The sequence below is a fragment of the Acidovorax sp. GW101-11A03 genome (genome assembly GCF_059424825.1).
This window is the reverse complement of record NZ_JBWKZU010000041.1, coordinates 38677-49844: the sequence shown is the minus strand read 5'-3', so window position 1 is coordinate 49844 and position 11168 is coordinate 38677. Positions and strand designations below refer to the sequence as shown.

General features: G+C 67.7%; 11 protein-coding genes. 5 read left to right on the top strand and 6 right to left on the bottom strand.

Features of this window, described 5'->3' with window-relative positions:
• Positions 1-108: 108 nt before the first annotated feature.
• A complete protein-coding gene (locus AC07Z7_RS17060) occupies positions 109-270 on the bottom strand; it encodes a hypothetical protein (protein ID WP_494766999.1) in 162 nt (53 codons plus the stop codon).
• A 413-nt stretch (positions 271-683) separates the two neighbouring features.
• Positions 684-1856: a 4-hydroxybenzoate 3-monooxygenase gene (pobA, locus tag AC07Z7_RS17055; RefSeq protein ID WP_494766998.1), complete on the bottom strand. Its 1173-nt coding sequence runs from the start codon at positions 1854-1856 to the stop codon at positions 684-686.
• Between the two features lie 103 nt (positions 1857-1959).
• On the opposite strand from pobA, the gene AC07Z7_RS17050 reads away from it, so the two are divergent.
• The 3 genes from AC07Z7_RS17050 to AC07Z7_RS17040 all read left to right on the top strand — a co-directional run bounded on the left by AC07Z7_RS17050 (position 1960) and on the right by AC07Z7_RS17040 (position 3791).
• On the top strand, positions 1960-2853 hold the full coding sequence (locus AC07Z7_RS17050) for a helix-turn-helix domain-containing protein (RefSeq protein WP_494766997.1): 894 nt from the start codon (positions 1960-1962) through the stop codon (positions 2851-2853).
• 93 nt (positions 2854-2946) lie between these two features.
• Complete coding sequence (locus tag AC07Z7_RS17045) at positions 2947-3324, top strand: VOC family protein (protein WP_494766996.1); 378 nt, start codon at positions 2947-2949, stop codon at positions 3322-3324.
• A 38-nt stretch (positions 3325-3362) separates the two neighbouring features.
• Entirely contained in the window at positions 3363-3791 is a 429-nt protein-coding gene (locus AC07Z7_RS17040) for a VOC family protein (protein ID WP_494766995.1), read from the top strand.
• A gap of 8 nt (positions 3792-3799) precedes the next feature.
• On the opposite strand, the gene AC07Z7_RS17035 is transcribed toward AC07Z7_RS17040, so the two are convergent.
• The gene (locus tag AC07Z7_RS17035; RefSeq protein ID WP_094290073.1) at positions 3800-4249 is read right to left on the bottom strand and encodes an Lrp/AsnC family transcriptional regulator; all 450 of its coding nucleotides are present in this window, start codon (positions 4247-4249) and stop codon (positions 3800-3802) included.
• Between the two features lie 101 nt (positions 4250-4350).
• On the opposite strand from AC07Z7_RS17035, the gene AC07Z7_RS17030 reads away from it, so the two are divergent.
• Entirely contained in the window at positions 4351-4971 is a 621-nt protein-coding gene (locus tag AC07Z7_RS17030; RefSeq protein WP_494766994.1) for a LysE family translocator, read from the top strand.
• A gap of 102 nt (positions 4972-5073) precedes the next feature.
• Complete coding sequence (locus AC07Z7_RS17025) at positions 5074-5613, top strand: EVE domain-containing protein (protein ID WP_494766993.1); 540 nt, start codon at positions 5074-5076, stop codon at positions 5611-5613.
• A gap of 414 nt (positions 5614-6027) precedes the next feature.
• Here AC07Z7_RS17025 and AC07Z7_RS17020 read toward each other — a convergent pair whose 3' ends face one another.
• The 3 genes from AC07Z7_RS17020 to AC07Z7_RS17010 all read right to left on the bottom strand — a co-directional run bounded on the left by AC07Z7_RS17020 (position 6028) and on the right by AC07Z7_RS17010 (position 11152).
• The gene (locus AC07Z7_RS17020) at positions 6028-6738 is read right to left on the bottom strand and encodes a hypothetical protein (protein ID WP_494766992.1); all 711 of its coding nucleotides are present in this window, start codon (positions 6736-6738) and stop codon (positions 6028-6030) included.
• A 167-nt stretch (positions 6739-6905) separates the two neighbouring features.
• Positions 6906-10649: a molybdopterin cofactor-binding domain-containing protein gene (locus AC07Z7_RS17015; RefSeq protein ID WP_494766991.1), complete on the bottom strand. Its 3744-nt coding sequence runs from the start codon at positions 10647-10649 to the stop codon at positions 6906-6908.
• Positions 10646-11152 carry a (2Fe-2S)-binding protein gene (locus AC07Z7_RS17010; protein WP_494766990.1) on the bottom strand — a complete coding sequence of 169 codons (507 nt, stop codon included), beginning with the start codon at positions 11150-11152 and terminating at the stop codon, positions 10646-10648. The genes AC07Z7_RS17015 and AC07Z7_RS17010 overlap by 4 nt, the downstream gene beginning before the upstream one ends.
• Positions 11153-11168 lie beyond the last annotated feature (16 nt).

Below are 11168 nucleotides of genomic sequence, written 5' to 3'. Positions count from 1 at the left end.
ACGTAAGATACTCATTCACCTTCGCCAAATCGGTGAAGGCTCAGTGAGCCTCACACACGGAAACTCGGACAGGCCCTGCCCTGCAGATCATTGATGGGCATCAGTCGCCTACTCCGACGCCACCTGCGCCTGCTCGGTCAAGCCTTGCCGCTTGCTGGCCTCTTCTTTCGCCTTCTTCCCTTGGTCGTAATGCCACTTGATGGCGAAGAACATGCCGGTGCCGAACACGGCCACCTTGAACACAATGAAGACTATCGGGACCCAATCCATCTTGGAGATTTTCCTGGCTGTTGACTGGCACTGTCGGATGCGAAGTGCACTGCCTCAAAGCGCTGCGTCAGCAGCTTCATCGTGTTCAAGCCATCGTCGAACCTGACGCCGACACCACTGGGCAAATGATCTGAAAACTTGGTGCGATGCTATCGGGCCTGCTGTGCGGGCGTAAGCATCAGTTCTGCTTAAATTTTCCGTAGCAGATGGAGATCGCGGTGCAAGGCAACTGCCTGGAAAGCGGCTTTGCCATTGGGGCCGTATGTGGCCGCAGTGCGCAGGCCATAGGGCGTGCTGAGAGTACGCGGACAGGTCACCGGTTGCACCCAACACCGACGCGGGCACACAAAAAAGTCTTGCATGAGGAAACCCCATGCAAGCCTTTGATTTTGTGGCGTGCTACTGCCGGGTGCTCAGAACGGCAACCCCACATAGTTCTCCGCCAGCGACCCCAGCGCCTTCTCTGACGAGAACAGATACGCCAGGTCCGTGTCCTGCAGCTTCTGGTCGTACGCGATGGAATCCGGGAAGGTGTGCAGCATGGTCGTCATCCACCACGAGAAGCGCTGGGCCTTCCACACGCGGGCCAGGGCCTTTTCGGAGTATTTGTCGAGGCCAGTGCTGTCGCCGTTTTGGTAGTGCGCCACCATGGCGTGGTACAGGTAGTAGATGTCAGACGCGGCACTGTTCAGGCCCCGTGCACCCGTGGGCGGCACGATGTGGGCGGCGTCGCCGGCCAGGAACAGGTTGCCGTAGCGCATGGGCTCGGCCACGAAGGAGCGCAGGGGGGCGATGGACTTTTCGATGGATGCGCCGGTGACGAGCTTTGCGGCCACCTCGGCGGGCAGGCGGCGCTTGAGTTCGGCCCAGAAGGCTTCGTCGGACCAGTCTTCCACCGTGTCGGTCAGCGGCACCTGGATGTAGTAGCGGCTCAGCACCTGCGAGCGCAGTGAGCACAGCGCAAAGCCGCGTTCGTGCTTGGCGTAGATCAGCTCGGGCGAGACGGGCTTGGTGCGCGAGAGCACGCCCAGCCAGCCGAAGGGGTAGACCTTTTCGTATTCCTTGAGCACGTCGCGCGGGATGGACTTGCGGCTCACGCCGTGGAAGCCGTCGGCGCCGATGACGAAGTCGCAGTCGATGCGCACCACCTCATCGCCACTGCGGTAGGTGACATACGGGTTGGCGCTTTTCAGGTCGTGCGGCTGCACGTCTTCGGCGTTGTGGATGACGATGCCCTTCATGCGGTCGCGCGCTTCGTACAGGTCGCGTGTCAGCTCGGTCTGGCCGTAGACCACCACCGAGCTGCCGCCGCTGTACTTGTGCAAATCGACCCGGTCCATCTTGCCGTCGTGGGCAATGATGAAGCCGTCGTGGATCTCGCCTTCCTTGTCCATGCGCTCGCCGCACTGGGCCTCGCGCATGAGCGCGGCAAAGCCGTGCTCCAGCACGCCGGCGCGGATGCGGCCGAGCACGTATTCGCGGCTTTGGCGCTCCAGCACGATGGTGTCGATGCCCTTGAGGTGCAAGAGCTGCGAGAGCATGAGGCCCGAGGGGCCTCCGCCGATGATGCAAACCTGGGTTTTCATGGTGTCTCCTGGTGTGGTTGGTGCGTTCGTGACATGGGTCAAACGGACCACCCAAAGATACGTGGCACAGTCGCCGCGTTGAATGGACGGATGGAGCCAGAACATGCACTTTTCGAACATGGCCGAGAACCACAGCAGCATTCAGTCGTACAGCCTGTTTGGCGAGTCGCAGCACCTGCCCGACGTGCTGCACTGCGAAACGATTGCCGCGCGATCGGTGCTGCACGACTGGGAGCTGGCGCCGCACCGGCACACGCGGCTGCACCAGGTGTTGCTGATCGAATCGGGCGGCGGCGTGGCGCACCTGGATGGCGAGCAGCACGCACTGGCCGCCGGTGCGCTCATCAACGTGCCACCGGGCCATGTGCACGCGTTTCGGTTCACGCAGCACACGCAGGGCTGGGTGGCCACGCTGGCCGATGAATTGATGGACGAAATTTTTGTGCGCGTGGGCGATGTGCGGCGCGACCTGGCGCGGCCCGCCGTGGTCACCGCCAGCCCACCCATCAGCCAGGCCATGGGGCAGATCTGGCAGGAGTTCTCGGGCCGCGCCAAGGCGCGTGCGCTGGTGCTGCGGGGCCTGAGCGCCACGCTGCTGGGCTGGGTGGCACGGGCCATTGAAGACCACAGCCCGAGCGACACCGCTGCACCAGAGTCCAGCCTGGTGCAGCGGCTGGAGGCGCTGATTGAGGCGCATTTTCTGGAGCACTGGCAGGTGGCGGACTATGCGCGCGCGCTGGCCGTGTCGCCCACGCACCTGAGCCGCGTGGCACGGGCCAGCACGGGCGTATCGGCCCAGCGGCTGATTGAGGCGCGCCTGATGCGCGAGGCGCGGCGCAACCTGGCCTACACCCACCTGGGCGTGGCGACCATTGCCTACACGCTGGGTTATGCCGACCCGGCGTACTTCACACGCGCATTCACGCGCGATGCAGGCTTGTCGCCCCGCAGCTTTCGCGCGCAGGTTGCGGCATCGAGCCCGGGCCGTAGCATGTGAGCCCGGTGACACGCTGCTGACACTGCGCTGTCAGCAGGCCGCCGCGACCATCAAGGCTTCTTTTTTGAGTTTGCACACACAAGGAGCCTTTGCATGAAAAACGCCATCACCTGGTTTGAAATCCCCACCACCCAACTCGACCGCGCCCAGATTTTTTATGAAGCAGTGCTGGGCCAGCCCCTGCGCCGCGAGAACATGGGGTCCAGCGAAGGTGCTGTGTTTCCCTACGACGGCGCAGCAGACGGCGTGGGCGGCGCGCTGATGATGGGGCCAACGGCACCTCAGGTATCGGGCAGCGGCACACTGGTGTACCTGGATGCATCGCCATCGCTCGACGCCGCGCTGGACCGCGCGGTGGCCCAGGGCGGCCGCGTGGCCCTGCCGCGCCAGGCGCTGCCACCGGGCATGGGGTTCTTTGCACACATCCACGACCTGGATGGCAACCGCGTGGGTTTGCACGCACTGTCTTGAAGCCAGAACGCACTAACGGTCTACAAAAGGAGCACACCATGGAAGCGCAAGAAATCCACCGGGGCAGGCTGTTTGACCATGTGCAGCTCGTCGTGCGCGACCTGGCGGCCAGCCAGGCCTTCTACACGGCGGTGCTGCAGGCCCTGCAGGTGCCCATGGGCGGGGCGGACGAGGGTTACTTCTGGGCGGACGAGCTGTTTGTGTCGTCGGCCGACAGCCCTGCCGCGCAGGGCCACCTGACAGGCCGCACGCACCTGGCGTTTCAGGCCCGGGACCGGGCGATGGTGGATGCGTTCTACCGTGCCGCACTGGCCCACGGCGGCACCGACAACGGCGCGCCGGGCGAGCGCGCCTACCACCCCGGCTACTACGCGGCCTTTGTGCTGGACCCGGACGGCAACAACATCGAAGCGGTGTTCCATGGCGACGCGCAGCGCAGTGCGGCGTCGGTGAAGATCACGTTCTGAGGGGTGAGTCAGCCCGCCTCCGGCCGGGTCAGGCCGCGCAGCGGGATGGGCGTGGAGAACACGATGGACGTGCGCGTTTCTCCATAGCCGTTGATGTCGCCCAGAAAGCGCTCCAGATCGGGCAGGTCGCGCGCCACGACCTGCATCACGTACGAGTCGTTGCCGCTGACATGGTGGCATTCAAGCACCTGGGGCGACTGGCGCAGCTTGTCGATCAGCGCCTTCTTGCCGGGCTGCGGCACATTGATGCCCACCACGGCGCGCACGCCGTAGCCGACCTTGGCGGGGTCGATGTCGGCATGCACGCCGCGCACCACGCCCGCCTCTTGCAGGCGGCGCAGGCGCTCCAGCGTGGCGGGCACCGACAGGCCCACGGCCTCGGCCAGTTCCTTGAGCGAGGCGCGGCCATCGGCCTGCAACGCGCTGATCAGGCGCCAGGCTTTGTCATCGACTTCCATACAAGCCTTTATCGATTGGCACAGAAAAAAACGAAACCCAATGCGGGATTCGCCGAATTTTCTGCATTCTCCACCGCCAGCCATCGCCCTAGCATCGGTGCATGGACTTGACTTCAATCACCGTGTTTCTGCAAGCCGCCGTCATCGGCGTGCTCATTGCGGCCCCTGTGGGCCCCATTGGCCTGTTGACCATGCAACGCACCCTGGAGCGGGGCCTGGCGGCCGGGCTGGCCACCGGCCTGGGCGCGGCTGCAGCCGATGCGGTGTATGGCGCCGTGGGCGCCTTCAGCGTGCGCTGGCTCATCGATGGGCTGACGCAGGCCAGGACGCCACTGGCACTGGGCGGCGGCGCCCTGCTGCTGGTGATGGCGTGGCGCACCTGGCGCGCGCCGGTGGCCCACACCGCCGCACCAGCCCGCGACGCGCGGGGCCTTCTGGGCCTGGCGGCTGGCACGTTTGCGCTGACGCTGACCAACCCGGCCACCATCGTGTCATTCATTGCGGTGTTTGGCTCGCTGGGGGCAGGTCGGCCCAGCCTGCCGTCGCCGCTGTGGATGGTGGCGGGCGTGCTGGTGGGCTCTGCCGCCTGGTGGCTGCTGCTGACCGGCGCGATTGCCTACCAGCGGCAGCGCTTTACGTCGGCCTGGCGCCAGCGCATCAACCGGGCGTCGGCCCTGCTGCTGGGCGGGTTTGCGTTGTGGCAGTGGGGACAGTTGGTCTGAGAACCCGTGCGCTGCAGACAAGGATGCTGCAAAGGTACTGACACTGCGGTGTCAGCAGCACGCCCGCACCATCGGTGGCTTCTTTGACCCGGAGCTTTTCTCATGACCGACGCCGTGCTGCAACACCCTCTCTGGCCGGATGCCGAGCCTGCGCGCAGCGACATGCCTGTGTCGGCAGCTGCCTCTGCGGCCACCACGCGCCGCAACTGGATTGCCGTGGCCTGCGCCCAGCACGCCCGCCGGGGCTGTGCCACGCCAGGCGCGGGCTACATGCAGGTGTGCCATGGCAAGGTGGCGCCGCTGCAGCGCATACGCCCCGGCGACCGCGTGGCGTATTACGCGCCGACGGTGACCTTGGGGGGCAAGGACCGCCTGCAGGCGTTTGTCTCGATTGGCATCGTGCAGCCGGGCGCGCCGTATGCGTTTGATATGGGCGGTGGGTTTGTGCCGTCGCGGCGGGACGTGGCCTATGTTCCTGCACGCGAGGCGGCGATTGCGCCGCTGCTGGACGCGCTGGAGTTTGTGGACGACCGCCAGCGCTGGGGCAGCAAGTTCCGCTTTGGGTTGTTTGCCGTGAGCGACCGCGACATGCGCCTGATTGCGATGGCGATGCAGGCCGAACTGCAATTACTACATTTTTGATAGCACCTTAGGCAATAGGTATGGGCGCAGGCGGCCAAATTGGCTTCAAAACAGCCCCGTGATGCCCACGAACAACCCGCAGGCGTGCGTCAGCACACCGCCATCAGCGTGTCCACCACCCGGCGTTGGGCGGCGGTCAGGGCGGCATAGCCTTCGCGCAGCAGTCGCAGCACGATCTCGTGGACTTCCAGTTCACTAGCGGGCATGGTCTTCTCCTTGAACGGACAACAGTGGGCGGCCGCCGCAGGGGCAGACCGATGACGTGAGCGCCTGCCACAACAATGCGGACGCCCGGGCCTGCCCCACCATGGACCAAGCCCCGATGCCACTGTGCCGAGGTGGCAGCGCAGGCGGTGGCGCAATAAAAGGGGAAGTTCGCGGCTTTTTTCGCGCGCCGCTCCGCAATCAAAAAGCCTAGGGGGAGGTCGCCCCGGGCACGTAGGCGTCGATGACCGGCGGCTCGCTATCCCCCGCAGCGGTGCGGGCCAGCTTGAACCAGGTCCAGGTCTCCACATCAGGCGCGTCGTAGCTGCCGTAGGACTGCCCACCCCACGAGAAGTACGAGCCCTTGTTGCCCGTGCTGAGGGTGCGCTTGCCCACGGCCAGGCCGCCGTCTTTGAGCAACGCCAGCCTGAACCCCTGCAGCACGCCAGAGGTCCCCGGCTCGTTGCCGGACGGCGCGGTCTGCGGAGCCAGGTCGAGCATGCCGGAGCTGCAGCGGGTCTGCGCGCCGCTGTAGGTGACCAGGCTCCACTGCCGGGTGAGCGAGGTGCGCACGTTGCGCGCGCGGTTGACGGTGCGCGTGCGCAGCGTGGTTTCGCCGCGCTGCTCCTGCACCCAGACCTGCATCTCCGGCGAGCCGGTGAAAAACGGCAGGCTGCCCCGCACACCACCGGGCTCCACCGGCGGCCAGGCGTACACCCCTTGCAGGGACGGGCAGCCGAACCAGCTGCTCTGCACGGGGCCAAACGACTGGGGCGGCTTGGGCGACCCCTGCACATCCGGCCCGCAGGCCGTGAGGGCCAGGCAACACAGGGCCAGCGTTGCGGCGCCGCCGATACGCTGCTCGCGCCGGTGCGGGGTGCGCAGGGCGCTGTGCGATGGCAGGGCAGCGACAGGTGTCATGGTGTCTGGGCGGTGGTGCAGCCTGATTGTCGGGCTGAACACGGGGCCTGCAGTTGCTCCAATTTTGATAGCTGCTTGCGTATATTCCACTAGCGCATCAGCACCAAAAGGCTTCAAAACCGTGTTGACGATCCCCCAGACATGGCCTGGGGGATCGACAGAACCGTCTAAGGATGCGCAGGCCCCGCCCGCACTCGCGCCAACGCCTCGGGCACATCGCGCCACGCCGGGCGGCCGGGGGCGTAGCGCTGGCGCATGTAGCCCGCCAGCTCGGTGATCTGCGCGTCGCTGAGCGCGTGGCCGAAGCCGGGCATGAAGCCGATGTCCCGCGTGGCGGGCTCGCGGATGCCGTGCACGATGACCTGCAGCAGGTTGTCGGGCCGGTCGCTGTGCAGGTTGCTGTTGAGCGCCAGGGGCACGTTCACGCCCAGCAGCTTGGGCCCGTCGCCGTCGTGGTGGCAGGCGGCGCAGGCGCCGTCGAACAAACGCTGGGCCTGGCCGGGCTGCGGGGCCCGCGCGGCGGCCTGGGCCACGGCGGCTTGGGCGCGCTGCTGCGGGTCAGACACAGGCTGTGTGGCTGGCTGGGTAGCAGCGTCTGTCGCGGTGAACGAGGCCAGGTAGCTTGCCATGGCGCGGATGTCTTCGTCAGGCAAATGCGCCAGCTCGCGCACCACGGGCGCCATGGGGCCGGAGGCGCTGCCGTGCTGCGGGCTGTGGCCGTGGCGCAGGTAGCCATACACCGCATCGGCCGTCCAGGGCACGGGCGCCTTCGACAGGCCGGTGAGCGCAGGCGCCTCCCAGCCATCCACCATGGCGCCCGAGAGGAACGCCGCCCCGCCCAGCTCGGCCCCCAGCGCATTGCGCGGCGTGTGGCAGGCGCCGCAGTGGCCCACGCCCTGCACCAGGTAGGCGCCCCGGTTCCATTCGGGGGGGCGGGTCGGGTCGGGCTTGAACGGCTTGGCGTCGTGGAACAGCGCGTTCCAGCCCGCCATGAGGGGGCGCACGCTGAAGGGGAAGGTCAACTCGGTCTTCGGCACCTCGGCCCGGACGGCGGGCTGGGCCATGAGGTAGGCGTACAGCGCGGTCAGGTCGTCGTCGCTCATCTTGGCGAACGATGTGTAGGGGAACGCGGGGTACAGGTGCTTGCCGTCGCGCGAGATGCCTTCGCGCATGGCGCGCTGGAAGGCGCTGAAGGACCACTGGCCGATGCCGGTTTCGGCGTCGGGCGTGAGGTTGGTGGTGTAGACCTTGCCAAAGGGCGTTTCCATGGCGCGGCCGCCCGTGTTGGGCGTGCCGCCGGGGGCGGTGTGGCACACCGCGCAGTCACCCGCAGCGGCCAGCAGGCGGCCGCGCTCGATGGTGGCGGCGTTGTAGACCGACGCACCTGCCGTCTGCACCACGGGCGCGATGGAGGGGCGCCAGCCCAGCAGCGCTGCGCCCATGGCGATACCACCAGCGACAAGAGCGAGCGCGCGGGCCCAGGGGCTGCGTTTGGCGGGCCATGTGGCGCTGGCGGGCACGGTGGGCGCGGGCAGCTCCAGCGTGGGCAATACCTCGGCCTGCTCGGTGGGTGCGGTGCTGCCTGCAGCCGCCTCGCCTGCGCCGCCGGGCAAGGGGTTGAGCCCGGCGCGCACCACCTCGGGCGTGAACGGCGGCGCACGGAAGCGCACGCCGGTCGCATCAAAAATCGCGTTGGCAATGGCGGCTGTGCCCGGCACGGAAGACGACTCGCCCGAGCCCAGCGGCGCCTCGTCCTGCCGGGGCATGTGCATGACCTCGATGACGGGTACCTCGCGGAAGCTCAGGATGGGGTAGCTGCCCCATTCGCGGTTGTCCACGGCCTGCTTGACGGGCTCGAACGTCACCTGCTCCTTGAGCGCGCGGCTGGTGGTCTGCAGCACGTTGCCGTGCACCTGCTGCTCCACACCGGCGGGGTTCACCATCAGGCCCGCATCGTGCCCCACCACCACGCGGCGCACGTGCACCTCGCCGGTCTTTTTATTGACCTCCACATCGGCCACCCAGGCCGCCCAGGCGGCGCCAAAGCCGGGCCATTTGCTGTGGATGTAGCGGGCATAGGCAAAGCCCTGGCCCTGCACCCAGTCACCATCCAGCGGGCGCTGCTGCGGGCCGGTGCGGCGAATCCAGCCCGCCTTCTCGGCCGTGGCCTGCACCAGCTCGGCGGCGCGCGGGTCGTTGAGCAGTTGCAGGCGAAACTGCACCGGGTCCACGCCCGCCGCCGTGGCCAGTTCGTCCACATACGACTCGTGCGCAAACGAATTGGGCAGGGCCGACACGCCGCGCAGCCACGATGCACGCACGATGGGCGGCATGTCGTTGACGGCCACGCGCAGGTTGTCGTACTGGTAGGGCGGGCGCGCGGTGCGGTCGCCCATCTCGTAGGCCTGGGCCACGGGCTCGATGGTGCGGGTGAGCAGCAGGGCGAGCGTGGGCGCGCCGTTGGAGGGGTAGGACGTTTCAAAGTCATACGCCGCCACGGAGCCGTCGGCATTGAGCCCGCCGCGCACCTGCATCAGCTGGGCCGTGCCTTTGGGCTCCCACAAATGTTCTTGCTCGCGCGTGAGCTGCACGCGCACTGGGGCGCCCACGGCGCGCGAGAGCAGAGCGGCGTCTGCGGCCACGTCGTCGGCACCGTTGCGGCCGTAGCAGCCTGCAGCCTCCATGCGGATGAGGTCGATGTCCACATCGGGCAGGCTCATCAGGCGGGCCAGGTCGGCGCGCAGCACATGGGGGTTTTGCGTGCCCGCCCACACGGTCATGCGTGGGCGGCCCGTGCTGTCATCACTGCGCCATTCGGCCACCGCGCAGGACGGGCCGATGGAGCCGTGCATCTGGTAGGGCCACACGTAGGTGCGCGGCATGGGCTGGCCGTCGGCAGACAACGCGGCCAGGGCGCCCTCCACATCGCCCTCGTCCACCAGGCGGCGCTGCGTGGCGGGGTTGGCGCGGATGGCTTTTTCCAGCGCCTCGGTGCTGTCCTGGCGCGGAAAGCCGGGCCAGTCCTTCCAGCGCACCTTCAGATCGCGCAGCGCCTGCTCGGTCTGTTCTTCGCGCTCGGCGACGATGCCCACAAAGTCGCGGATCACCACCACGGCGCGGATGCCGGGGATGTGGGCGATGGACTGCTGGTCCACCGATTCCAGCGTGTTGCCGATGAAGTCGCCGTGGTCGGCCCCCGCATACGGCGGGCGCACCACACGGCCGTGCAGCATGCCGGGCACGCGCATGTCGTGGACAAACACCAGCTCGCCGCTGACCTTGGCGGGGATGTCCACGCGCGGCACGGACTGGCCGACCACGGTGTAATCGGCGGCGGCCTTGGTGGTCGTGGCGTCCACCAGCTCCAGCGTGGTGTGCGCGCCCGCCAGCAGCGCGCCGTAGGCCACTTGGCGCGACGGGTCTGCAGTGACCTGCACCACACCCGCACGCACCTGCAATTGATCCACTGGCACGCCCAGCCGCTCTGCGGCCTGCGCCACCAGCCAGTGGCGCGCCTGCGCGGCAGCGGTGCGCAAGGGCTTGGCGTGGATCTGGATGGATGCACTCGCAATGGTGGCGCCCTGGTTGGGCGCGCGTGTGGTGTCGCCCAGCACCATGTTCACCTGCGCCAGCGGCACATCGAGTTCTTCGGCCACGATCTGCGCGAGTGCGGTGCGGATGCCGGTGCCCAGGTCCACATGGCCGTTGAGTGCGGTCACGCTGCCGTCGTCCCACACGGCGATCAGTATCTCCACGCCCTCGGCCGGGTTGCCCGCCACCAGCGCGGGCTGGCCCTTGACGGGCGGCGGTGCGGGCGGTGGGTTGCGCACCACCAGCAGCACGCCCTGGGCGGCATGGAAGTCGGCGCGGGTGAGCGGGCTGTGGGCGCGCAGGGATGGAGGCGTGTTCATGCCTGCGCCTCGCGCATCAGCCCCGCCGCGCGCAGCACGGCGCGGATGATTTCGACATGTGTGCCGCAGCGGCAAAGGTTGCCCGACAGCTCGCGGCGCACGGCGGCTTCGTCGGGGTCAGGATTGCGCTCCAGCAAGGCCACAGCCATCATCACCATGCCGTTGAGACAGTAGCCGCACTGCGCGGCCTGCTCATCCACAAAGGCCTGCTGCACCGGGTGAAGTCTTTCTGCGCGGCTGCAGCGCCCGGGCAGCCCTTCCAGCGTGGTCACCTCGCGGCCCGCCACGCCCTGCGCCGGGATCACGCAGGCCCGCGCTGCAATGCCATCCACCAGCACCGTGCACGCCCCGCACTGCCCCAGGCCGCAGCCGTATTTGGGGCCGTTGAGCGACAGGTCGTTGCGCAGCACATGCAGCAGCGTGGCGCTGGCCAAGGTGCTCGGCGGCAGGGCAAACGGCTGGCCATTGACAACGACCGGGGAGAGTGAAGCGGGCGCGTGCATGTCTCGGTGGGGTGCT